Here is a 23,382-nt window from a genome sequence, read left to right as displayed (position 1 = left end):
CCGCCTTATCACGGCGCACGCCAAGAGCGGACATTAACTTCCAACCTCAAAAGGTCTTGGCGTCACAAAACCATATCCCAGCTTTTCTACCTAAATTTAAAGTCTCTCTAATTACTTAACCTATACCGCGAGCTAATGCTGTTTCGACAGGAAACCGAGCAGTGATTTTATCGACTAATTTTCATCAATCCATTTAACGAAGTTAGACATGGTTTCTCTGCTAACCCCTTCTGCTAAGTTTTCAGTAATCTCGGATAGCTTTCTATTGCGAAGCGCGGCCCTCCAAGCTTCGTCGGCATCATACATAACGGCTGCAATCGCACAAAGACCTGAAAATTTTCTGTCGACCTTCACTAAACAGGGGTTGTTTCTCCGGATTTCATTGCATTTGAAAGTCTTCGTTCGTCCTTCTACGGCTTCTACTACATCCAAAAACGAAATTTCCTTAGGCGACTTCGCCAAGCTATAACCCCCGTAAGGGCCTGGCGTGGTTTTTACCATCCCTGCGTTAGATAGCAGCTGCAAGCATTTTGACAAATATTCTTTCGGAACACCGTGAAATTCTGCTAGTGAGCGAGAGCTCAGGAGTTTACCTGCTGGAGCGTTTGCTAAAATCATTACGCAATGAAGGGCCCACTCGACTTGATTACCCAAAATCATGAAAGGTTCGCTCTCTCAAGTCCCAATACTTTGTCGCGCTCGCCAGGAACCGATTTGAATGTCGCAGCGAAGCGATTGAAAAGATTTATAAATGCAATCTGCATATTTAAATCTACGATCTCCTGATCGCTAAAGTGCTGTTGCATTCTCTCAAATAGTTCATCGCGGACGGGACCTTGATTGATCAGGGTTACCGCCTTTGTCCATTCAAATGCTAGCTTTTCCCGTTCGCTAAAAAGCGGGGACTCTTGCCAAGTCGCCACATGGTAAATTCTCAATTCACGCTCACCCGCAATTTTAGCTTCTTTGCAGTGGATATCTACACAGAAAGCACAACCATTTAATTGAGAAGCGTAAATCTGAACTAGCCGCATTATGGTCTGATCCATAGAACTCTTCTTGCAGTATTGATCAATTCCACCCAAGTGCTGAAAGGCAGGCATAGCTAAAGAAAAATAGTTGAGTCTTTGCATTTTACAGGCTTCCTCTTGAATTGGATTTGGGTTGATGCTTAGTGGTCATAAAACCCACCTCACATTGCGGACAATTATTGTCCGCGATTAAGAAAACGTCAAGATAAATGTGCAGAGCTAATATCGCTTACTTTTGTGAAGACGGGATTTCTCTTTAACCTGGAAGATTAGGGCATTGGTGCACTTGCGTATTGATTTCGATGTGGTAGAGCTAGCAGGAGAATTAATAACAATCGGTCAACTGATCAAATAGATCAGTGATTGAAGTTACCGGGAATGAAGCTTGAGCTCCATCAGATCTGTGCTTTCGGACAATTGCGGAAGTTAATGATAGCTCTTGGCACACGACGAAAGATGTTTGAATAAAAATAAAGAGAGCAGTTTTCCACTGGTTACGATTTCGAGCATTGCGCAATAACCACCATTTGCTCTATTTCTTCTACGTAAGCTATGTAGCGTATTTCATTAGAGCGCCATCTATATGAAAGCATATTTCTATTTTTGTTTTTCAATCGATCCAAATAGATTTTGGGTATCAAATTAAGACATTTAAAACCAGCATCAAAATCACCTGCTACTTTTTTTACTGTAATCTCATTAATTAATTCATCAGCTAGTGATTGTGCAATAGTCTTGGTTGGATTCTGCGCGCGAGAACCAAAAAACGCTCCCAACTTATTATCGACCACATAAAGTGGTTTATTTTTGTTCTTTTCAGAGCCATGAATTCTTAACGATACCATTGCCTGCGTACAATCACTGCTCTCTATACTTACCGATAGCTTTAAGTCAATCGAGTTATCTATTTCTATATATACAGGAAGTCGTTTGTAACCACATTCCTCGCCAAATGAACTCAGTGAAAAAAACGATAAGAAAATACCTAATATAATTCCGACTTTCATAATTGATCCCTAAAAGACAAAACTATTTATTCAGATAACGACCAGGAGCAGAACTTAGCAATCTCGGTTTGCACCGCACTTTTTGCGTTACAGCTCGGATTTCACATAAGGGGTGCGACCAGTAAAGCGGGATTCACTATCGAACGAATAAACTTGCATAAAGTTATATTTATCACTAATTACAGGAAAAACAAATTGAAAGTATTCGGTTCGCTCACTCACGTGCCCATTTAATAGCTCAGCGTAAGGACAATCTTTATTTGACAGAGATATCCTATAATACTCATATGAAGCTCCATCTTTATTCTCAATTGGGTAATCCTGATCAGGAACAGTTTTTGCGATACCATGGTCAATAATTTTGTAATTTGCGCTACAAATGAATTTATTTTTTTCTGCTGTCCATTGAATCTCTGATTGCGTTACTTTAATCGTCCCATAAAGCCCAAGCGTGCGCTCACTTGTCACGCTGTAAACTCCCACTAGACTGTTTTCAGCCGAAGCATTAAAAGACAATATTCCTATTGAAATAAAAAATAAAATTCTCAATTCCTCCATGCCCCCCATGTAATTTAAAAATGATTTGGTGATTTTGCTAGATATTCCTCATTACACCGATTACCAAAGCCTGATTCTTTCCATTTAAAATAATTATTATGGTGTAATGATGACAACAACTATTGAAAAACCTTCACTTTCGGCCAATAGCGGACATTCTCTTGAATGAGTGCCCCCCAAACTAACATCCTTATCCATTTTCGCCGACTTATCGAAGATTTTTGTGCACAAGTTTTGTTTTAAAAATCAGCCAGCCCGTCTTTTTATCAGGGTCTTAACATATTCGTCTAATGCAGTTAAATCTCCCTCAACCTCCTGAATGTCGGGAGTATCAATACCAATTTCACTAGCTGAATCATGCCCATTGAGAAATGCACTGCATTTCGTCATGGCATCATTAATTAAAGCAATATCGTCAGGAGTTATATCATGCAAATAACGCAATCGGGTAGTTTGCACTCGTCTATCAAATCGTTGTACCACCTCGTATATTAATAACTCCTCTACAACACGCTCCCAGATCTCTCTCTTTTTACCATAAAATTTTTTAACGCCTTCGGAGTAATCATCTTTTGAGCCCGAGCTTAAAACTTTAAGCTTTTCCACATGTTGCCTCAAAACTTTAATTCTTTCCTTTGCTCTTAAAGTATCCCAAGGGGCTCTTTCCAAAACATGACCAGAATGAATTCCATGCTTTGTTAGAGCTCGCGTACAAATTACCGTTGTGTGCTCTTCAAGCAATTTCAAAAATATCAAGTCATGGGTAAAAACAATAACCTGCCTAATTTTTGATTCTTCAGCCAATCTTTTAGCAATTTTTCTTCTCCAATTATGGTCCAGAGAATTTACGGGATCGTCAAAAATGATAGCTGATTTTCTATGATCAGCACGAATTTCAGCGAAGAAACTTGCAAGTGCCAAGCATTTTTGTTCACCCTCACTTGCAATATCATCTAGCCCGACATTTTTTATGGCTTCAAAATTTACACTGAATAACTGACTTCCCTTTGAGCCACGCGTATTAACCTTCAATGGGTAATGAGAAAAACCCATTTGGCGCAGCTCATCCTGAAAAGCGTCACTCAATTCCTGTATCACTGTTTGCTGATTTATTTCAGTACTTAGTTTTGTTATTGTTTGGGTGTTAGTTTGATTAAGAATCGAATTTAAAGAATGTAAATCTATGACTCGATTAATTTCGTCTTTAAAATTCGATTTATACTCTTGAATCAACTTCCTATCTTCAATTTCAGAAATCTTGCTTGATAAACTCATAATTGAGTTAGCGATAGATTCGTCATCTATAAGTTCTTTATCTTGCCTTATTAGATGGTTTACTTTTTGGAAGATCCATTTTGGTGCCGTTAAATCCATTTCAATTTTATCGAAATTGGGACTATCTGAAACGAGAGATTCTCTCCTTTCTAACAATATCTTCACATAGTCACTGATTCCTTTTTTAAAACTAGGATTTAATTCATTTAACTCATCTATCACTGAATCATATTTAGAAAAGTCAAAGTCGAGCGCTTTCAAGAAGTCAATGTATTTTAAATATTCAGCCTTAGCTGCATCTGCTGATTTTTGTACAACTCCAGTTATGTAAGTGTGAATTTCTAACAATTTTTTTTGTGAACTGTCATTGATGTCCTGAAGGCAGAGCGGGCAATTATCGCCTTCCTTAGGTGGGAACTTTAAGGATGTATTGTCAATCCGGGTAAATTCCTCCGCAGCATCCCACATTTCCCTCCATAGACTGCCGCCTATTTTTTCGATGGGAAGGTTTGAAAGTGTTTGTGTACGAAGAAGCTCAGCAGCAGCATCCTTTTCCTTAAGGTCTTGATGCTTCACCTTTAACGAATTAAGTCTTTGTAGTTTGAATACCTTATGAATTTTCTTTAGATGCAGCTTAATCGGTTCTATTCTACGCCTTAAAGCTAATACATCTTTTTTAAGCTCAGCTACAGATTTCGATTGATAGGCTAACAGCTGAGTCTTTAATTCAATCAGGCTGTCTATTTCTTCTTGTGTTGCGCAATGAGCATCAACCAAATCAGGGGCAGTTAATATTGTAATTTGTGATAATGCTTTTCCGGCATTGGTATGCGCTTTTAATGCTGGAAGATTAATTGGCGTACTTAAGGAGGTTTTTTCTACCTCTACTTTTTTACTTATATGTGCACACACCTTAATTAGCGTATCCAAGAGACGCACACCTTCAGGTTTGCACTCGATAGTGCCTTCGTTTTTTATATAATGTGCAGCACAAGCAGAATCGAATACCCGAACCGATTTCAATTGCTCGGGAACATTTTTACCCTTTATCCAATGCAGTTCTGTATTGGAAGCGCCATTGATGGCGGCGTGAACTTTAGCTTCAGAGTCTCCCGAAGAATTTATAAATACATTGCTCTTAATCGTTGGCACTGCTCCTCTAATAAGACAAAGCTGCTTTAGTATTTTTGAGTAGCTAGATTTACCCGCTGCATTATCTCCATAGATAACAGTCATTCCTTGTGGCTCAAAGGCTAATGTTTCTCCTTCCTTTAAAGAGGCAACATTTTTTACTGAAGATATGGAGGTTATAGTTATAGTTTCTACCTCCTCTTCAAATCCAGTGCTCGAAAGATTCTTTTGGTAATCTGCGAATTCGTCACATTTTTCCAAAAGTCCAGCTTCCATTTTGGCTATGTCAAACAGAAAATCAGCTTCATTTTTTTGAAGATCACCTTTTTCGATAGCTAATCTTACACAATGTTTCCACCAGACGGGCTTGCCCTTTGCGTTAATAAAATTGATTATCTTCTCTATTGCTGTCATGCGTGCTCCATACTCATACTATTTCCGGCAATAATAGGTTTAAATTTTTTTGTTACATTATATGCTGCAATATTATTGATTTAAGGTGAAGTAAGACAATCAAATTTTATATCTCTTATATGTGATCACTAAATAATTTACTAATACGCCACAACTTAAGAATGTTACAAACAATTATCTATTAATATTTATTAAATCAACTTTTCTGCTTAATTTTAAAGCCTGTCTTGGGAAAATACTGACCTCGACTAAAAGCAGGAATTGAAGGCGGCTCAAATCGCTCGTTTTAAATGTCAACTAAAAAAAATATTATCACAGTTGCCTGTTATGTGTATTTTCCTCCCAATCCGTTCACAAAAATTTCTTTAGAAATTGCACGAATGAGACCTTCCTTAGTCTTCGAATTGTACGACAATAAATGCCAAACAAGATCTGTACCAAAATCCAAAAATACTGGCTTAGTTGACTGAGACCACTTTGCAAAAATTTTACCTCTACCACACCAGCGAAGTTTCCTTAGATACGCATCATTTGTATGATGAGTGTAAACGCTCATATTAAAATAAATTTTGTCGAATTCATTTTTACAGCCGTCAATTACCCAAATTAAATTGTTATAGAAAGCCTCTCTAATACGAGCTTCGTCTTCTTTAATAGAGTAGCTTTGAAATTCAATAGCGGTTTGGTTAATGTACACATCTGCAATATGTTTTTCTCCGCTCTCAGTCCGACGGAAGACCACTTCCTGCGTTATATCAGGGAAATAGCTTTTCCACTTGCGATGCCATTCACCTTCGTTTTCCCACCAGGGATCACAATGTTTTCGAGATTTGTGAGCCCAATGATGAATTTTGTAGCGCCCACACTTGGCTATCGTTTCACCTCCGCAGCACGGACATATCCCTTTTCCGTCTTTGAACGGTAACCGCCGTTCACTATTAATGATGGAGTACTTCACAATTCTTTCCTATAACGTTGTTACAAGCCATTGGTTTGATGACCTTGTTATGGTCGACTTCCTACGCTGACCATTCGTATGCAATGATCGCGTGCGCCAATAACGCACTGCATAACATTGAAGTTAAGGCTCGGAAATTTTGCAGGGTAGACCCATTCGCAAAAATTCAGATGATCTTGAAGAATCTTTCCAATAATATGCTCATAAAGAGCAACTCCATCAGCCAAGCTGATTGGATTGCCCGTAGATTTGTCAATTATGTGTGCGCCATATTTCTTTCTATATGCGTAAATTTTTCTTGTTTCAATTTCGGATTTTAATTTTCTCAGGTCCAGTTTTATTGCTTCAGGGAAGCTATTTATTTCTTTGTTGTAATGATCAAGCGCCTCCCACAACTTAGCCAAGGAGGCCAGCATTGACATTGCGCACATTCTCAAAAACCAGATGGTCTCATTTGTTGTATTGCCGGGATCTATTTCAAGAATGCACTCTCTCATTGATTTTGCAGAGATTGTTAAATCTTGAATTTGGTCATTCAGAACCCATTTGAAGAAATTCAGTTTCTGATCCATTCGCTATTCCATAACAATGTTATTAGATGGAAATTTTTCGTGATTCGCACCGGAATTTTCGGCATAAGTTTTAAAGGTTAATTAATATCACCATCCAATTGCGCGCCATTACTGGGTCTCAGTCGTTTAATCATTTACCGCTCAAATAGATTTTTATGGATTTAATTATCAAAAAGTAGATAGATCTGAAGGTTAACTTACTGCTGCGCTGCACCAACTTCCGCTTTGGGCACATTTCCGTCCTTCAATCTGTTGGGGTTCGCAAGCTCAGTCTGCGCGACCCGCCCCAACCTACGTGTATGACTTGCTGCGGAGTATAGGCCGATTAATGATCATAGGTATATTTGTGGAGCGCGGGAATTACAAGGCATTACTTCCCGCGCTTGGGTTAAATCTGATTGTTAATGTAGTGACTAAGTTTGTGTGCGAGCTTTAGGGCAAGCTGAAAACCACCACACTTCCTCCCGGTTTTGCTTTTGGATTTTTTCCGCCGCCTGCGCCGATGGCAATAAATTGTTTTCCGTTTACTGAATAGGTTGCGGGTGTTGCTATGCCTGCGGCGGGTAGGGTGGTTTGCCAGAGGAGTTTGCCGTTGTGTTTGTCGAATGCGCGGAATTGATTGTCGTAAACGGTGGCGGCAATAAATAACAAGCCGCCTTTGGTAACAACTGCGCCGCCATAATTTTCGCTGCCGGTATTTGTTAAACCTTGCGCAGCTAATTCAGGATATTCGCCAAAAGGTTGTGCCCACACATAGTCACCGGAATTGACGTTGATGGCGCTGAGTGTGCCCCAGGGTGGTGTGATGGCGGGGTAGCCTTCTTGATCCAGAAAGCGTGTGTATCCGCCGAATACATAGGGATCACCATCGGTAGAGGGATAATAAGGTGTGTCTTTTTTTGCTGCTTGTGCAGGGTCACCTTTTAAATAACCGATTACCGCAGCAACATCGGTGCTGGAAAGTTGTTTGGCAAAACCGGGCATTCTGCCGTTGCCATTTATAATTTGATGTTGCAATTGCGCTTCACTCAAACGCTCGCTCACCCCGACCAATGCCGGAAATTCTGGTGGGCTGCCTTTGCGCTCTATGCCGTGGCACACAGCACAATGATTTAAATAAATAGCTTCACCACTATTGCCCGCCAATACCGGTGGGCGCTCTTTGACTTTTAAAATCCACGCCATTTCATTGGCATTAACGTAGAGCATTCCGGTTTCCGGGTCATAGGCCGCGCCGCCCCATTCGGCACCGCCATCCATACCGGGAAATAAAATAGTGCCCTGTAGTGACGGCGGGTCAAACGGCCCGCGTGAACGCAAACCGGAAAATATTTTTTTCGCGGTTTCATGTGCTTCAGGTGTGCGCTTAGTTAATAAATCTTCAGTTAAATGCTGACGAGCAAATGGTTTGGGATGCAGGGGCATAATTTGCGATTGCGCAGACACTTCGCCGGGAATATCCGATGCAGGAGGGTTCACTTGCGTGAGTGGATACAAGGACTCGCCAGTTGTGCGATCCAAAATATAAATCACACCGGCCTTGGTCACTTGCGCAACTGCGGGAATTTTTTTGCCATCGCGCTCAACAGTAATAAGCGTCGGTGGTGTTGGCGGGTCTCTATCCCACAAATCATGTTTAACCAATTGGAAATGCCACAGGCGCTTGCCGGTGTTTGCATCGAGCGCCACCAGCGATGTTCCAAAAAGATTATCGCCAATGCGATCGCCACCATAAAAATCTTTATCGCCCATGCCCGCAGACGCGAGTGGTACAAATACAATTCCTGCTTCCGGATCGAGTGTTAAACCAGACCAAGCGTTTGCGCCTTTTGCGGTTTTCCATGCATCTTTCGGCCAGGTTTCATAACCAAACTCGCCGGGGTGGGGAATGGTATGGAATATCCACTGTTGTGCGCCGGTGCGCACATTGTAAGCGCGAATATGCCCCGGCGTATTGCCGGTAGAACCCATGACGATGAGATTTTTATAAACCACGCCCGGCGATACATTGCCCACGTTGACGCTATCCGGTTCCCGCCCCAAACCTTCGCGCAAATCAATTTTGCCATCGCGACCAAAGCTTTTGATTAATTCACCCGTCTGTGCATTTACCGCCATTAAAAAACCGCGAAAGGTAAATAGAATGCGTTGGTCATCGCCTGCTTGCCAATAAGAAACGCCGCGCAAACGCTGCTTGGTATTGACTGCCTCGCCAAATGCCGGATCAAAAACCCACTGCTGCTCACCGGTTGCTGCATCCAAACAAAACAAGCGGCCTTTGGGTGAAACAAAATAAAAATGGCCATCAATAATCAGCGGATTACTTTGCATATCCGACTGGCTTCCACCTTCACCAAAGGCATCACCCGAATCAAACGTCCAGGCGACTTTTAAATCCTGCACATTATTTTTATTGATTTGATCGAGAATTGAATAATGCGTACCGTGAGGGTTGCCGTGGTACCAAGGCCAATCCGTATCGGAACGCCCGCAGGCGGACAGCAGCGCGCTGCTGATTAATGCGAAAGTGGTGTATCGAATACAGAGAAGAGATATGCGCATAGTGAAACCTACACTGGTTTTATTATTGTGATAAAAGATTCCCCGCAATCCGTTGCACTCCTTGCGGGCTACGGGATTTGTTCGTAGGTGATGACGCGATTACGGCCGGATGCTTTGGCCAGTCTCACTCTAAAGCTACTGTGCTTGAACAATTAGCATGCCTTGTGTGATTAACTTGTCGCCATAATATACATTTTTATCCTATGGCTGGCAGTATTCCGCAGGTGAAAAAAACGGCAACAAATCACAGGAATAAATTATGGAAGCTGTGCAATTATTCGGGGCCAGTGTGCCGGTGGTGCCGCTGTTGTTATTGGCGGCAGGGGTGCTTGTAGCGTTGTTGGGCAAATTGCTGCGCGCGCCGTTTGATGTGAGCGACGATTTTTTAAAACTGGTGCTGGCAAGTGTAGTCGCGGGCCGTGTGGTGTTTGTGCTGCTGCACCTGGATGTCTATCGCGATAACGCCTGGGCCGTGTTGGATATTCGTGATCGTGGTGTGGATATTTACGCGGCGCTGCTAACGGCGTTTGTGTATTTCGCATGGCTGGTTTATCGGCGCCCTGCGCAGCGCAAGTGGTTGTTGCAAATACTCTTGCCGGTCGCGCTATTAACCGGTGGCAGTTATGTGTTGTTAAAAACTTATTTGCGCCCGCCATCACTCTGGCCGGTGTTAACTTTTACAACCTTGGAAAATGAAACCCGCGCGTCACAAACCGTCAGTTTACAAACCGATGCGCGGCGCGAATTTACGCTGGTAAATTTGTGGGCGACCTGGTGCCCGCCCTGTCACCGCGAAATGCCGGTATTAGCGGCAGCGCAACAGGATTTTCCGCAGGGGCGATTTATTTTGCTGAATCAAGGTGAATCGGCTGAGGTGGTGCGTGATTATTTAGAAAAAAATAATTTGCAGTTTGAACATGTCTGGTTGGATGCACAAAGTCAATTCAGTCAATTTACGGGCAACCGCGGTTTGCCGCTGACGCTGATTTATGACAAGCAGGGCAACTTAGTCGATGGTCATGTGGGGCAGTTGTCGCGCGCGACCTTGATGCAAAAATTAAATGGCTTTACGTCTGAATAATAAGCGGGTGCTTAACATTTTTAATTTAATCTCCCCCAGCCCCTCTTTTCCAAAGAGGGGAGCTAAGCTCTTCTTTGTTAGAGAGAGTCAAACTCCTCTTTTTGTAACAGCACCTCCCTTTGTACCAGCACCTCCCTTTGTACCAGCACCTCCCTTTGTAAAAGGGAGGTGGGGATTCATTCAATAACAACAAAAAATTATTCCGTGCGATAGCGCTCCAACCAATGTGCGTAGGATGCAGGTAAAACCCAGGCAGATTTTTCTACGCCCAGTTCTTTCGCCGCAAAATAAGGCCAGTGTGGATTGGCCAAATGCGGGCGACCAATCATTACCAAGTCCAATTGTTGATTGGCGATGGCCTGCTCTGCTAATTGCGGTGTGCTAAAACCCCAGGCGGATGCGACAGGAATGTCGGCCTGATTGCGCACTTGTTCAGCGATGGGCGCGAGAAATGCCGGTGCCCAGGGGATATTCGCATCAGGTGTGGAGAAGCCGATGCTGACGCTCAACATATCCAAACCATTGTTGCGCAATTGTTGGGTGAGTTGGATGGATTCAGCGAGGGTTTGTTCATCGCGGCCATCGTATTCAATCACCCCAAAACGGGCGGTGAGCGGTAAATTTTGCGGCCAGACGGCGCGCACGGCAGCGAAGGTTTCCAATAAAAACCGGCTGCGGTTTTCCAAGCTGCCGCCGTATTCATCGGTGCGTTGGTTGGCGTGGGCGGAGAAAAAACTCTGCGCCAAATAACCGTGGGCAAAATGTAATTCCAGCCATTCAAAACCAGCGGCGCGGGCGCGCTGTGCGGCAGCGGCAAAATCGGCGGTCACGCGTTTGATATCGGCGATGGACATTTCCTGCGGGACTTTTTCCAAGCCATCACCAAAGGCGATAGCGGAGGGGGAAATGGTTTGCCAGCCGCGTGCATCGCCTTCGGCAATATGGTCGTCACCTTCCCAAGGGCGATTGGCGCTGGCTTTGCGCCCGGCGTGGGCGATTTGAATGCCCGGTACGGCGCCGGCTTTTTTAATCGCACTGGCAATTTGTGCCAGGCCTATGGCGTGTTCGTCGCTCCACAGGCCCAAACAGTTGGGGGAGATGCGGCCTTCCGGCGCTACGGCGGTTGCCTCTACTATCACCAAACCGGCACCACCGCGCGCAATGCTGCTGTAGTGGGTCAGGTGCCAGTCGTTGCTAAAACCATCGGTGGCCATGTATTGGCACATGGGCGGCACGGCGATGCGGTTGCGCAGTTCAACATCTTTGAGTTTAAAACGGCTAAAAAGAGCGGACATATATCCTCCAGACGGGATCATTACCCTGAGGTGCAGGGTTTGGCGCCTAGAGTAAGGCCTGCTGAGATATAAAAATAATCAGCTTTTGTTATCTGGTTTATAAGCTGCACTTATGACAGCTAGGGCGCGATAAACAGCTCAAACAGCAACTCGCGAATCCAGCGGTGAGCCGGGTTTTGATGGGTGCGCTCATGCCAGGCGGCGATTTTGGTAAAACCCTCCACGGGGATAGGCGTTGGTTGGGTGACCAGCCCGTCCAAGCTGTCCACCAAGCGTTTGGGCACTACCGCAATCATGTCGCTGGCGCGCAGTATGCTCGCCATCACCAGAAAGGATTTGACCGACAGCATCACCTGCCGCGAGCGGCCAATACGCGCTAGTGCTTCGTCGGTCACACCGATAAAACCGCCGCCAGTGTAGGAAAATAAAGCGTGTTCCAGAGTGCAAAATTCATCGAGGCTAAGCGGCTGTTGGGCGTTGGGGTGATCGCTGCGCATCACACACACATAGTCCTCATCGTACAGGCGGCGCGCGTGTAATTCCGCCGGGCAATTGGGCGGCGTGAGCAGCGCCAGATCAATTTCGCCGCGCTCCAGTTGCTGTGGGAGCAGTTGGTTTTCGATGGGCAATAGCGCTACGCGAATCTGCGGCGCGCGTTTTTTTAGCTCCACCAAAAAGGGTACGGCAATCGCCTGCAGCGCGTAATCGGTGGCGGCGATGGTGAGTGTGAGGCTCGCACTGCGCGGATCAAATTCTGCCGGCTGTAACAGAGTGGTAATCTCGGCCAATACTTTTTTAACTGGCAGTGCCAAATCCAGCGCGCGCTGGGTGGGCACTATGCCGCGCTGCGAGCGCACAAACAGCGGGTCGTTAAAACTTTCCCGCAAGCGGGTGAGCATGCCGCTCATTGCCGGTTGGGTGAGCGACAACCGCGCCGCCGCGCGCGTTACGTTGCGCTCATCCAATAAGGCATCCAGGGCTTTTAATAAATTCAGATCGACGGTTTTGATATCGCGCATATTGCTTGGGCTCGCGGGTGAAATACCTGTGTCCAGCCTAAAGCTTTCTGCCAGTGAAGTGAAACCGATAATGCATCGCTACACTTTTAACGGGAGTTGATATCCCTTGTCGCGGAAAAGAGTCAGTGCTGCAGCAACAACGTTTTTATCATAGAGTGTGCCCGCATTTTGCTCCACTTCTGCCAGTGCTTTATCAAGTCCAAGTGCATGCCGGTAAGGTCTGGATGTCGCCATGGATTCGATCACATCGGCTACGGCAATAATTCTGGCTTCCAATACAATTTCATCACCTTTTAATCCATTTGGATAACCAGTGCCGTCAACACGTTCATGATGTTGGTGTGCGACATCGGCAATTGGCCACGGGAAATCAACATTTTTTAAAATGTTATAACCATTACTGGGGTGCGTTTGAAGAATGCTGTATTCCGCGCGCGATAAACGCGTTGGCTTGGTTAAATATTCAGATGGAATACTAATTTTACCAATGTCATGTACCAAACCAGCAATTCGTAAACCGTATTGCACGTCGGTCGTTATCCAATCCCATTTCTTCAGCAATTTTTGCGGCAATATCACCCACTCGCGATTCATGACCCGCTGTGTAAGGATCGCGCATTTCAACCATGCTTGAGATGGAATAGATGGTACCTAAAAAGGTTTTTTCCAAACGGGTTGAATAGTCCAGAATTTGTTGCTGCGCGTGTTCTTCGCCACTAACATCATGCCATGCGCCGACAAAGCGTGGCGGGGATGTATTTTCAACTGCGCGTAGCTCATCGTGAATATAAATGTATGAGCCGTCAGCATGTTTAAACCGGTAATACTGATCGCCACCACCATGGCTAATCATGTGTCGCACAGTTTCTATTGCGCGTAATTTGTCATGGGGATGTAAACAAGAATGCCACCAGTTTGGCTCAAAGACTTTATTGGTTGGATAACCCAACATACGCGCAACGTTATCGCTTACCCATATGAATTGTGTATGCCGTTCATGTTCTTCTATGGCATAAGTCACGAGTGAAATAGATTGAAAAAATACTGGAATTTTATTGAGAAATAACTGATCAACATTTTCCGCAACAACTGCTTTTTTTTCTGTTGCATCGAGCTTCATCAAAAGAGCATAAAGCAGTATCGACATGATGAGAATAAAGCCAATACCTTTCGCGATGGAGATATTAAATGAGGTTGTTAAATCGCCAATAAGATGACCTAATAACCAGTCACTACCCACAATCCACAGAACACCGACCAACGCGTAAATCAATACCAACGCTCGGTATTTGCGCTTGTTCATACCGTTACCACTCCAATGAATATTTTCAGATACAGATTAAATCGAGGAGCCATAGTTATATGGCATTAATGAGGTGTGCAGAATAAAAAAAGAATTTTTGAACTGGAGTGCATTATAAACCTTAAAGATAAATCGCAGGGCATTAATTGCCTGCTATTTTTCTTAAGGAAACGCTGATTTTGGATGCTTAATAAGCAATATCTATGGAAGCGATAGTTAAAAATATGTGTATATAACTACAATTTTATTTTTCTTTGCAAATCAAAGATAAAAGGAAATACAAATACAGTTTGAGTAAAAAAAGATTAAATACGCTTGGCTTTCGCCAAGTAAACACTCCCTGTTGCAATCAATGCAGCCCCAACACCATAAAAAGCAACTTGTCCAGAAAATACCGCCGCCAGGAAAAACAAGCAGCCCGCTGCGATAAAACAATAACCGCTGAGTTTCAACCCTTTTTTATTTAACATGATGCGCTCCGTTTAATTCTTTAATATACAGGTTGTAGATATTTTTAAGTTCGTGTTTAAGTTCTTTTTCTGTGTTCTGGGTGGCCTTCAATGCTCTATTTATTTCCGGCAAGTCTTGATACCAATTTTTGGTAATGACCAAAAGAATAGCGTCTGAAAACGAGCCTTTCTGCGCATCTGAAAATGTTGTGTTATCTGCATGGCTACAAAAATTGACTATTAAGCCAATAGCAGCTCCTATTCTAATCTCTGCAGGAAAATGTCGATCCATATAATCCAATGGGTTAAAATTTACAAATTCAACTATCGGGTCACCAAAGTTGCCCGAATAATTGTTTATCTCACAGTAAATATTTTGGATTGATTTAATGACTTCCATCTTGATCTCAATGCTGAAATTATTGATGCTCAAAAGCTTGAATATATGATCCACATGTTGCTCATTCAATAGAATACAAATCTATTGCAAGGATAATGCTCAAAAATGGAAGTTGGCAATGTAACATCTTACGAGTGACAAGGGTGTTTTTGACACCAGATGGAGCATTTTCGCGAAAGTCGTTTTTTATATCTTCACGCTTTACTATTTACATGAAGTGAATGAAAGCGTTTTTTCTTAATGTTGTATTTAATATTAAAAAAACATCCTCCAATCACACACCTTATCTGTTGCGCTTCGCAAGCTCACCAGTAACCTAGGGTTATTGCATTGATGGGGGTGCGTATGTCCCGCAAAGCCAACTCAGTGATTGAAGCATAAATGAGCTAAATAAAAAATATGCCGCTGCAATGTAATTACTGCCCATTACAACCGTAAAGAATTAATAAGCCGCGGGTTTGTCAAAGCCACATGTTTGAATTGGCCTTAAAATAAGACGATTGTAAATAGGGCGATTGAATATTGTGAGAGGTGTTTATGGCTGTTGAATTTTCTTTGCTGGAACTTGCGGCGGTGCGGGTTGATGAAACGCCTTGCGATACGTTTGTGCATTCGGTGGCTTATGCGCAGGCGGCGGATGTGTTGGGGTTTAAGCGGTTTTGGTTGGCAGAGCACCATAATATGCAAGGGATCGCGAGTTCGGCGACAGCGGTGTTGATTGGGCATATTGCGGGTAAAACGCAGCAGCTGCGTGTGGGTTCCGGCGGGATTATGTTGCCCAACCATTCACCACTGGTAGTGGCTGAACAATTCGGCACGCTTGCATCGCTTTATGGTGACCGGATTGATTTGGGTTTGGGGCGCGCTCCGGGCACTGACCCTGTCACTAGCCGTGCATTAAAACGCGATGATTCTGCGGCAGAAAATTTCGCGCAGGAAGTGCAGGTGATCCAGCAATTGTTGGCACCGAGCCAACCACACCAGCGGTTGCGCGCAGTGCCGGGTGAGGGTACACAAGTGCCCATTTGGATTTTAGGTTCCAGCCTTTATAGCGCGGGTTTGGCTGCACAATTAGGTTTGCCTTATTCATTCGCGGGGCATTTTGCGCCAGCACATATGCGCGCTGCACTTAAGCGTTATCGCGCAGAGTTCCAACCATCGCCCTATTTGGATAAACCCTATTTTATGTTGGGCTTGCCGGTGGTGTGGGGCGAGACATCTGCACAGGCTGCATTTAATGCGACCACAAGTTTTCAGCGTATTACGGCGTTATTTCGCGGTGAACCTTTGTGGTTGTGCCCGCCTAAACCGGTTGAGCAACTTGATTGGTCGATTGGGGAAAAATATAGCGTGCAAGAATTTTTGGCCCTGGCGCAAGTGGGTGATGAGTTGGAAATTCTGGATGGTTTGCAACAACTGCGCGATGAGCTCGCAGTCGATGAATTTATGTTTACGATTGACGTGTATGACCGCGACCTGCGTATTCAAACTTTATCGACATTGGCGCGGATAAAAGAGCATCTCCGTTAACATGACTCTGCTGCTTTGCGCCGGTTAAATCTCGCCGGTGCGTGCAATGCTATACTCGCTTCGCAACAATCCAAATTATAAAAACGGCAAACACAGCTCTAACAATAAAAGGTCATTTATGAACACAACTCTATTACGTCAGTTGGCGACTGGCGTGCTTTTTCTATGCACCAATCTTTGGGTTACGTCGTTAGCGGCGCAAACGGTGGTTAAGATCAATGATGCCGCCGATGGCAATGGCCGCTATGCCATGCAAATGGTGAACTTGGCGCTCAGTAAAATCGATACGCAGTACCACCTGGAATTGACCAGCGATCAGGTTACCCAAGCGCGCAATATTGATGATGTCGCCAATGGCATTATGGATTTACTCTGGGCCGCTACCAATCAGGACATGGAAAACAAGTTGTTGCCGATACGCATTCCTTTATTCAAAGGTCTGCTCGGGCACCGTATTTTTATTATCAACCCTGCCTCCCAAGCCCGTTTTGATCAGGTGAAAACCTTTGAAGACTTAAAGCAATTCAGCTTTGGGCAGGGCACTACCTGGGCGGATTCCGACATTTTGGCGAGCAACGGGTTGAAGGTGATCCGCGCCAATAAATACCAAAACCTGTTTTACATGGTGGATGGCGGCCGTTTTGATGCTTTCCCACGCGGGGTGCAAGAGCCTTGGGCGGAGCTGGAAGCCAATGCCAAGCTGCCATTGGCGGTAGAAAAGCACATCATGTTGGTGTACCGCATGCCGTTTTATCTATTCACCAATAAAAAGAACACTCGCTTGGCGGCGGATTTGGAGTTGGGGTTAAACCGGGCGATTGCCGATGGCAGTTTTGAACAGGTATTCCTGAACGACCCTATGGTGCAGTCGGTATTGGATAAGGCCAATTTGCCGGGGCGTTTGGTGTTCCACCTGGATAACCCGACCCTGCCTAAAGAGACACCCCTGGATCGCGCCGAGTTGTGGTTGGACATCAATAGTCTGGGCAAACCAGCGGTTGTTGCCCCCGAGTAAGCGTCTGCATTCGTATTCATTGTTTTGTCGATGGTGTCACAAAAAGTGGCGTGATAATTTTCCGTTGGTTTTTTAAGCAAACAAATAATCATAAATATCAACCACAACCTGACGGAAACGTATATGCGCTACTCTCTCATCATCGCTGGGGGCTTATCGCTGCTCAGCTCGTTTACCCACGCCTATAGCATCAGCAATTTGTATGATGCCAGTACCAACGGCACTGGCTGGGCGGACGAGACGGCAAGCTCCCATATCATCGCCACACCCGGAGCAACGCCCGGCACCAATGAGTGGTTTTCCCGTTATACCCTGGGTAACGGCGATGACGCATTCAATATCAATGCCGATATTCTCGGCCAGTTTAAAAACGCTCCGCTGCAAAACACCACCGGTGCCAGTTTGGCGGCAGTTTCCGATTCGGTGCGGGTGACTTTCCTTGGCACCGGTGCGGCGCGCAATTCGGTGTTGTTCCTTGCCCAACAAGGCAATGAGTTGCTCGATACCACCGCCTTCTGGAACCCGGTATATGCCAGCGGCGGCACCAATAACCTGGCCAGCTATAACCCGGTGAACGACAGCAGCCGCCTGTTTGAAACCCGTGGCGGCTGTGAATACGCCCAAGCCAAAGCGGGCAATAGTTGCGTGCCGGATAATCTGGGGCAGTCGCGGGTGATCTCCGGTTTGGCAGCGGGCGACAGTCTGGTGTTTGGTTTGCAAGCTTTGGTGCTGCACTACAACAGTGACAATATCCATTACCCCAATACCAATTACTTTTTCAGTGGCGATGCAGCCAACAACCGCGACAGCCGCGGCTGGAATGATGGGCAGGTGCATACCAAGGTGTTAAATCTGGGAAGTAACCGCTATCTGGTCGGTTTTGAGGATATCTGGGGCGGTGGCGACCGCGACTTCAATGACAACATCTTCCTGTTTGAAGGTGTTATTACTGATATCCCCATCCCGCCTTTGGTTCCGGTCAGTGAGCCATCCAGCTTGCCGCTGCTGGGCATGTTGTTAGCGGGACTTTTATGGCACCGCCGCAGGCATCAACAATAACCGGCGATTCATCCGTCAGTGCCAGTATTGGCACTGACGTGCGTTGTCCTGGTTCTGCATGACTCCCTTCTTTATATAGTTCTGTTTGGTTTTCACTCCCTGTTTTCGTTATTCCTGTCTTTCCTTCGGTCATCGCATCGGCGTGTTTGTGCCTGCCTTTTAGTGAATTTAGGTTATGGTGATAGGTGACTTATGGTTCATTTGACTTTATTGTGTCAGTGTTTCCATCGGCGTGCCCAGATACTGCAAACGAAAGCGTGCCGATATAGGGATATTTTTGCCTTGCGCTATTGGCGCTTTAGGTAAACAGCGCAAAGTGGTGCGCTGGAAACGAATTTCTATAGATAAAATCGCCATGAGATCTCTTCAGCCGGAAGTGAATACATTCCTGAATGAAGGGTTGGGGAGACAATAACAAATAATGAGAAAACACTATGACGGCTACAGGCAAGCAAATCGATGGAACCTTGATGGATATCAGTGAAGATTCCGAACGTAAATACCGCGCCCCGGCCTTGGAGAAAGGGTTGGATATTCTGGAGTTGCTGGCGCGCAACTCATCTCCTATGACGACATCGCAAATGGCCGTTGCCCTTGGGCGCTCGGTCAGCGAGCTGTTCCGTATGGTGCTGGCGTTGGAGTATCGCGGGTTTATTACCCAGATGCCTGATGGGCGCGATGGTTACATGCTCACCAATAAGCTGTTCACCTTGGGTATCTCCCAGGGGACAGCCAAAACCCTGTTGGAAATTGCGTTGCCGGTGATGAAAGAGCTGACCCGCGAGCTGGGGCAGTCCTGCCATTTGGTGGTGCCTTCCGGTGACCAGATAGTGGTGGTTGCCCGTCTTGAAAGCCCGATGGACCTTGGGTTTTCGGTGCGTGTTGGCTACCGTCGCCGGTTGATTGATACCAATTCGGGTGCGCTTCTGTACGGCTTTGCCTCGCCGGATGTGCAAGCAGGCTGGTTGCCCTTGCTGTCGGCTACGGTTGATTTGGAGCGGATCGAACGCTTTTTGGCCAAGGCGCGCAAAGGGGTAGAGCAGGGCTACATCCAGCTTGCCAGCGATTTTGTGGACGGAGTGACCGACTTTTGTGTTCCGATTGTGGGTGTGCATGGTGCATCTGCAGTGATGATTATCCCGTTCATCCACATCAAGTCACAGTCAATCACCGCTGAGCGGGTACTGGAGCGGTTGCTTCAGGCGGCGGAAAAAATCTCCCAGGGCTTGGTGGATTAACCTGTCAGCAGGGCGGTTTTGGCCCTGCAATGGATTCCCGAAAAACGGCTTTAGCGGCCGTTTTTTATGGCTTTAAAGCCAAAAAGTCTTATTAACTATATGTAAATATATATGATATTTAAGTAAAGTCAGTTTTATCTGCAATCGCAATTTTAACGATAAAAACGAATTGTCAGGGAATCACCCACAAGACAGAGAATCACCCACAAGAAGAGTTATTTACCACTACAGAGACAACGCCCATGAACAGACTCCATCGGTTGGCCGGTATCGGCCTGATTGCCGCGGCGCTTATGGCTGGCCACACGCCTGTGTTGGCAGAGCAGAACACCAATATCAAACTCTGGCCAAAGGCCGAAGCGCCCATTAAAGACTCGGCGGAATTTAATGCAAAGCTCGAATCGATTTTGCAAAAAATGACGCTTGAAGAAAAAGTCGGGCAGATCATGCAGGCGGAAATCCAAACCGTGACGCCCGAGGATATTAAAAAATATCACCTGGGTTCGGTATTAAATGGCGGTGGCTCCATGCCCAACCGTATCGACAATGCCAAGCCAAGTGATTGGGTGGAATTTCTGGATGCGCTCTACATCGCCTCCATGGATACCAGCGTTGGCAAACAAGCCATTCCGATTTTCTGGGGCACCGATGCCGTTCACGGCCACAACAATTTAACCGGCGCAACACTGTTCCCGCACAACATGGGCTTGGGCGCAATGCACAATCCCGATTTGATTCGTCAAATTGGTGCGGCCACGGCCAAGGAAGTACGTGCAACCGGCACCGAGTGGGTGTTCGCGCCCACACTCGCGGTTGCGCAAAATGACCGCTGGGGGCGCACTTACGAAAGTTATTCGGAAGATCCCAAACTGGTTGCCGAATATGCAACGGCGATGGTGGAAGGCTTGCAAGGCAAAGTGAATAGCGCGGAATTTTTAGCGGGTGACCGCGTGATTGCTACCGCAAAACATTTCCTTGCCGACGGCGGCACCGATGGTGGCGATGATCAGGGCAACGCGCGCATTTCCGAAAAAGAATTAATAAAAATTCACAACGCCGGTTATATGCCCGCACTCAATGCGGGTGTGCAAACGGTGATGGCCAGTTTCAGCGAATGGAACGGCGAGAAAATGCACGGCAATAAATATTTGCTCACCGATGTATTAAAAAATCGCATGGGTTTTGATGGTCTTGTTGTCGGCGACTGGAATGGCCATGGGCAGGTACCGGGTTGCACGAATGATTCCTGCGCGCAGGCCATCAATGCCGGTATTGATTTGCTGATGGTGACGCATGATTGGAAAGCGATGATCGACAACACGCTCAAGCAAGTGAAATCCGGCGAAATTTCCCAAGCGCGTTTGGATGATGCTGTGCGTAGAATTCTGCGCGTGAAAATGCGCGCGAATTTGTGGGATAAAAAACCGTCCGAGCGCGCTTATGCGGGCGATGCATCGGTCGTGGGCAGTGCAGAGCATCGCGCGATTGCCCGCCAAGCAGTGCGCGAAAGTTTGGTGCTGTTAAAAAACAACAACAAGGTGTTGCCGATTAACCCAACCAAAACCATTTTGGTGGCGGGCGATGGCGCAGACAATATTGGTAAACAAGCTGGTGGTTGGAGCCTGTGGTGGCAAGGTGTTGCCGATGCCAAAGAAAATTTCCGTTTCCCCGGTGCGACTTCTATTTATGCCGGTATTAAATCCGCAGTCGATGCAGCAGGCGGAAAAACCACTTTATCAGTCGATGGAACATTTACCCAAAAACCGGATGTGGCCATAGTAGTATTTGGTGAAAATCCTTACGCCGAAGGCAGCGGCGATCGCGATACATTGGAATTCGAACCCGCTAACAAAAAGAGTCTCGCACTGCTGAAAAAATTGCAGACGCAAAATATTCCGGTGGTATCGGTATTTTTATCAGGCCGCCCAATGTGGGTGAATCCGGAATTAAACGCATCTGATGCATTTGTGGCGGCATGGCTTCCCGGTTCGGAAGGTGCAGGTGTGGCGGATGTATTAATTGCAAAAGCCGATGGCAAACCCAATGCGGATTTTACCGGCAAGCTGTCATTCTCCTGGCCAAAATTGCCACTGCAAGATGTGCTCAATAAACATCATAAAAAATATGATCCGCTGTTTAAATTAGGCTACGGTCTGAGTTATCAGTCTGGCAAATCCAACTTGAAAACCCTGCCGGAAAACGTAGCAGGCGTTGCCAGTGGCGAGCCGCAAAATATTAATTTATATGTGCGTCGCCCACTGGAGCCGTGGCATATCTTTATTGAAAATTACGAGCGCCAACAAATTTTAAGTGGTGCCTTTGCAGCACTGCCAAAAGGCGATGTAAAAGTACAAACCGCCGATAAAGACGTGCAGGAAGACGCCTTGGTCTTTACCTGGAAAGACACCTGGCGCGCAGGTATGACGTTGGAATCCGGTGAGCCGTTAAATGTATCGGTTCACATGAACACCGGCGTGTTGGCATTGGATTTAAAAATTAATGAGCTGGCCAAAGGCGGCGTGTCTTTCAAAATGGAATGCCAAAAAGAAGGCTGTGACCGCGTGGTGCCGTTCACTATGGCCGCGCGCGAATTAATTGGCAAAGGCTGGCAAAAAATTTATGTACCGCTGAGCTGCTTTAAACAAGAGAGCGATAACTTCAGTGCGACCACTATGCCATTTGCCTTGGAAGTGGGTGGTGCAGGTGAAGTGGCGGTTGCCAATGTGCAATTGCTTATCCAAACACCGAAAGATGTCACCTTGGCGAGCTGCCCGGATTACAAAACCGTATCGGTTACGCCCGGCATGTTAAATGAGTGGTGGTCAATTGATTGGTGGTTGCCGCGTCACGAACAAAAATTGGCTGACGCCAAAGCGATTAAAGCTAATGGCGGAAAAATTGATTTGCTGTTTATCGGTGACTCTATTACCCAAGGCTGGGAAAAAGAAGGCGCAACTGTGTGGCAACAGCACTACGCCAAACGCAACGCTTTTGCGATTGGCTTTGGCGGCGACCGCACTGAAAATGTGCTCTGGCGTTTGCAGCACGGCGCAGTAGAGAATATGTCGCCCAAGCTAGTGGTCATGATGATCGGCACCAACAACACCGGCCATCGCCAGGAAAACCCGGCTACGACTGCCGCCGGTATTAAAAATTTGTTGGGCGAACTACAGCAGCGTTTGCCTGAGTCAAAAATTTTATTGTTGGCCGTGTTCCCGCGCGACGAAAAACCTGACGGTCATTTACGCCAAATCAATAACGGTGTGAATGCGATTATCAAAAATTATGCGGACAACAAAAAGATCTTCTTTGCCGACATCAACTCTGTGTTCTTAACTAAAGACGGGGTTCTGCCAAAAGAGATCATGCCGGATTTGTTGCATCCCAACGAAAAAGGTTATGCACTCTGGGCAGAAGCACTTGAGCCACATTTGCAAAAACTGCTCAAGTGAGATTGCTTAAAACATTGATATTGATTTAAACAT

Annotated in this window: 21 protein-coding genes; 6 read left to right on the top strand and 15 right to left on the bottom strand. The window is 45.8% G+C overall.

Features of this window, described 5'->3' with window-relative positions:
• Nucleotides 1–174: 174 nt before the first annotated feature.
• The 8 genes from B2739_RS08395 to B2739_RS08360 form a co-directional block, all read right to left on the bottom strand.
• A complete protein-coding gene (locus B2739_RS08395; RefSeq protein WP_331345413.1) occupies nt 175–660 on the bottom strand; it encodes an Rrf2 family transcriptional regulator in 486 nt (161 codons plus the stop codon).
• Complete coding sequence (locus B2739_RS08390) at nt 657–1,133, bottom strand: carboxymuconolactone decarboxylase family protein (protein ID WP_331345412.1); 477 nt, start codon at nt 1,131–1,133, stop codon at nt 657–659. Before B2739_RS08390 ends, B2739_RS08395 begins: the two co-directional genes overlap by 4 nt.
• Before the next feature lie 392 nt (nt 1,134–1,525).
• Nucleotides 1,526–2,038 carry a hypothetical protein gene (locus B2739_RS08385; protein WP_331345411.1) on the bottom strand — a complete coding sequence of 171 codons (513 nt, stop codon included), beginning with the start codon at nt 2,036–2,038 and terminating at the stop codon, nt 1,526–1,528.
• Nucleotides 2,039–2,125: 87 nt separating this feature from the next.
• Nucleotides 2,126–2,596, bottom strand: a complete 471-nt coding sequence (locus B2739_RS08380) for a hypothetical protein (protein ID WP_331345410.1) — start codon at nt 2,594–2,596, stop codon at nt 2,126–2,128.
• A 246-nt stretch (nt 2,597–2,842) separates the two neighbouring features.
• Entirely contained in the window at nt 2,843–5,416 is a 2,574-nt protein-coding gene (locus B2739_RS08375; protein WP_331345409.1) for an AAA family ATPase, read from the bottom strand.
• Between the two features lie 325 nt (nt 5,417–5,741).
• Nucleotides 5,742–6,374, bottom strand: a complete 633-nt coding sequence (locus B2739_RS08370; protein WP_331345408.1) for a competence protein CoiA — start codon at nt 6,372–6,374, stop codon at nt 5,742–5,744.
• Between the two features lie 47 nt (nt 6,375–6,421).
• Nucleotides 6,422–6,946: a hypothetical protein gene (locus tag B2739_RS08365; protein ID WP_331345407.1), complete on the bottom strand. Its 525-nt coding sequence runs from the start codon at nt 6,944–6,946 to the stop codon at nt 6,422–6,424.
• A 432-nt stretch (nt 6,947–7,378) separates the two neighbouring features.
• The gene (locus tag B2739_RS08360; RefSeq protein WP_331345406.1) at nt 7,379–9,508 is read right to left on the bottom strand and encodes a PQQ-binding-like beta-propeller repeat protein; all 2,130 of its coding nucleotides are present in this window, start codon (nt 9,506–9,508) and stop codon (nt 7,379–7,381) included.
• A gap of 259 nt (nt 9,509–9,767) precedes the next feature.
• On the opposite strand from B2739_RS08360, the gene B2739_RS08355 reads away from it, so the two are divergent.
• Nucleotides 9,768–10,589 carry a TlpA disulfide reductase family protein gene (locus B2739_RS08355; RefSeq protein ID WP_331345405.1) on the top strand — a complete coding sequence of 274 codons (822 nt, stop codon included), beginning with the start codon at nt 9,768–9,770 and terminating at the stop codon, nt 10,587–10,589.
• Nucleotides 10,590–10,786: 197 nt separating this feature from the next.
• On the opposite strand, the gene B2739_RS08350 is transcribed toward B2739_RS08355, so the two are convergent.
• The 6 genes from B2739_RS08350 to B2739_RS08325 form a co-directional block, all read right to left on the bottom strand.
• Nucleotides 10,787–11,884, bottom strand: a complete 1,098-nt coding sequence (locus B2739_RS08350) for an NADH:flavin oxidoreductase/NADH oxidase (RefSeq protein ID WP_331345404.1) — start codon at nt 11,882–11,884, stop codon at nt 10,787–10,789.
• Between the two features lie 119 nt (nt 11,885–12,003).
• Entirely contained in the window at nt 12,004–12,903 is a 900-nt protein-coding gene (locus B2739_RS08345; RefSeq protein ID WP_331345403.1) for a LysR family transcriptional regulator, read from the bottom strand.
• 78 nt (nt 12,904–12,981) lie between these two features.
• Nucleotides 12,982–13,431, bottom strand: a complete 450-nt coding sequence (locus tag B2739_RS08340) for an HD-GYP domain-containing protein (protein WP_331345402.1) — start codon at nt 13,429–13,431, stop codon at nt 12,982–12,984.
• Nucleotides 13,394–14,206, bottom strand: a complete 813-nt coding sequence (locus tag B2739_RS08335; protein ID WP_331345401.1) for a PAS domain-containing protein — start codon at nt 14,204–14,206, stop codon at nt 13,394–13,396. The genes B2739_RS08340 and B2739_RS08335 overlap by 38 nt, the downstream gene beginning before the upstream one ends.
• A 305-nt stretch (nt 14,207–14,511) precedes the next feature.
• Nucleotides 14,512–14,676 carry a hypothetical protein gene (locus tag B2739_RS08330; RefSeq protein ID WP_331345400.1) on the bottom strand — a complete coding sequence of 55 codons (165 nt, stop codon included), beginning with the start codon at nt 14,674–14,676 and terminating at the stop codon, nt 14,512–14,514.
• Entirely contained in the window at nt 14,666–15,055 is a 390-nt protein-coding gene (locus B2739_RS08325) for a hypothetical protein (protein WP_331345399.1), read from the bottom strand. Before B2739_RS08325 ends, B2739_RS08330 begins: the two co-directional genes overlap by 11 nt.
• A gap of 537 nt (nt 15,056–15,592) precedes the next feature.
• Between B2739_RS08325 and B2739_RS08320 the strand changes: the two genes are divergently transcribed.
• The 3 genes from B2739_RS08320 (at nt 15,593) to B2739_RS08310 (ending at nt 18,659) form a co-directional block, all read left to right on the top strand.
• Nucleotides 15,593–16,585 carry an LLM class flavin-dependent oxidoreductase gene (locus B2739_RS08320; RefSeq protein ID WP_331345398.1) on the top strand — a complete coding sequence of 331 codons (993 nt, stop codon included), beginning with the start codon at nt 15,593–15,595 and terminating at the stop codon, nt 16,583–16,585.
• 118 nt (nt 16,586–16,703) lie between these two features.
• The gene (locus tag B2739_RS08315; RefSeq protein WP_331345397.1) at nt 16,704–17,600 is read left to right on the top strand and encodes a diguanylate cyclase; all 897 of its coding nucleotides are present in this window, start codon (nt 16,704–16,706) and stop codon (nt 17,598–17,600) included.
• Between the two features lie 123 nt (nt 17,601–17,723).
• Nucleotides 17,724–18,659, top strand: coding sequence for a DUF4114 domain-containing protein (locus B2739_RS08310; RefSeq protein WP_331345396.1), 936 nt, complete (start codon nt 17,724–17,726; stop codon nt 18,657–18,659).
• 207 nt (nt 18,660–18,866) lie between these two features.
• Here B2739_RS08310 and B2739_RS08305 read toward each other — a convergent pair whose 3' ends face one another.
• On the bottom strand, nt 18,867–19,016 hold the full coding sequence (locus tag B2739_RS08305) for a hypothetical protein (RefSeq protein WP_331345395.1): 150 nt from the start codon (nt 19,014–19,016) through the stop codon (nt 18,867–18,869).
• A gap of 77 nt (nt 19,017–19,093) precedes the next feature.
• Here B2739_RS08305 and B2739_RS08300 point away from each other — a divergent pair, with 77 nt between their 5' ends.
• Both B2739_RS08300 and B2739_RS08295 read left to right on the top strand, forming a co-directional pair.
• Nucleotides 19,094–19,897 carry an IclR family transcriptional regulator gene (locus tag B2739_RS08300; protein WP_331345394.1) on the top strand — a complete coding sequence of 268 codons (804 nt, stop codon included), beginning with the start codon at nt 19,094–19,096 and terminating at the stop codon, nt 19,895–19,897.
• 242 nt (nt 19,898–20,139) lie between these two features.
• Entirely contained in the window at nt 20,140–23,349 is a 3,210-nt protein-coding gene (locus B2739_RS08295; protein WP_331345393.1) for a glycoside hydrolase family 3 N-terminal domain-containing protein, read from the top strand.
• The last annotated feature ends 33 nt before the right edge of the window (nt 23,350–23,382 follow it).

It is taken from the genome of Cellvibrio sp. UBA7661 (genome assembly GCA_002483365.1).
Classification (GTDB): domain Bacteria; phylum Pseudomonadota; class Gammaproteobacteria; order Pseudomonadales; family Cellvibrionaceae; genus Cellvibrio.
This window is presented reverse-complemented; position numbering and strand designations above follow the sequence as displayed.

Excerpts from the sequence above, each read along its gene's own strand:
- B2739_RS08310 (WP_331345396.1), top strand. The coding sequence starts at position 17,724 with ATGCGCTACTCTCTCATCATCGCTGGGGGCTTATCGCTGCTCAGCTCG.
- B2739_RS08345 (WP_331345403.1), bottom strand. The coding sequence starts at position 12,903 with ATGCGCGATATCAAAACCGTCGATCTGAATTTATTAAAAGCCCTGGAT.
- B2739_RS08305 (WP_331345395.1), bottom strand. The coding sequence starts at position 19,016 with ATGGCGATTTTATCTATAGAAATTCGTTTCCAGCGCACCACTTTGCGC.
- B2739_RS08350 (WP_331345404.1), bottom strand. The coding sequence starts at position 11,884 with ATGTCCGCTCTTTTTAGCCGTTTTAAACTCAAAGATGTTGAACTGCGC.
- B2739_RS08390 (WP_331345412.1), bottom strand. The coding sequence starts at position 1,133 with ATGCAAAGACTCAACTATTTTTCTTTAGCTATGCCTGCCTTTCAGCAC.
- B2739_RS08295 (WP_331345393.1), top strand. The coding sequence starts at position 20,140 with ATGAACAGACTCCATCGGTTGGCCGGTATCGGCCTGATTGCCGCGGCG.
- B2739_RS08385 (WP_331345411.1), bottom strand. The coding sequence starts at position 2,038 with ATGAAAGTCGGAATTATATTAGGTATTTTCTTATCGTTTTTTTCACTG.
- B2739_RS08360 (WP_331345406.1), bottom strand. The coding sequence starts at position 9,508 with ATGCGCATATCTCTTCTCTGTATTCGATACACCACTTTCGCATTAATC.
- B2739_RS08320 (WP_331345398.1), top strand. The coding sequence starts at position 15,593 with ATGGCTGTTGAATTTTCTTTGCTGGAACTTGCGGCGGTGCGGGTTGAT.
- B2739_RS08325 (WP_331345399.1), bottom strand. The coding sequence starts at position 15,055 with ATGGAAGTCATTAAATCAATCCAAAATATTTACTGTGAGATAAACAAT.
- B2739_RS08300 (WP_331345394.1), top strand. The coding sequence starts at position 19,094 with ATGACGGCTACAGGCAAGCAAATCGATGGAACCTTGATGGATATCAGT.
- B2739_RS08355 (WP_331345405.1), top strand. The coding sequence starts at position 9,768 with ATGGAAGCTGTGCAATTATTCGGGGCCAGTGTGCCGGTGGTGCCGCTG.
- B2739_RS08315 (WP_331345397.1), top strand. The coding sequence starts at position 16,704 with ATGAACACAACTCTATTACGTCAGTTGGCGACTGGCGTGCTTTTTCTA.
- B2739_RS08335 (WP_331345401.1), bottom strand. The coding sequence starts at position 14,206 with ATGAACAAGCGCAAATACCGAGCGTTGGTATTGATTTACGCGTTGGTC.
- B2739_RS08330 (WP_331345400.1), bottom strand. The coding sequence starts at position 14,676 with ATGTTAAATAAAAAAGGGTTGAAACTCAGCGGTTATTGTTTTATCGCA.
- B2739_RS08395 (WP_331345413.1), bottom strand. The coding sequence starts at position 660 with ATGATTTTGGGTAATCAAGTCGAGTGGGCCCTTCATTGCGTAATGATT.
- B2739_RS08380 (WP_331345410.1), bottom strand. The coding sequence starts at position 2,596 with ATGGAGGAATTGAGAATTTTATTTTTTATTTCAATAGGAATATTGTCT.
- B2739_RS08375 (WP_331345409.1), bottom strand. The coding sequence starts at position 5,416 with ATGACAGCAATAGAGAAGATAATCAATTTTATTAACGCAAAGGGCAAG.
- B2739_RS08365 (WP_331345407.1), bottom strand. The coding sequence starts at position 6,946 with ATGGATCAGAAACTGAATTTCTTCAAATGGGTTCTGAATGACCAAATT.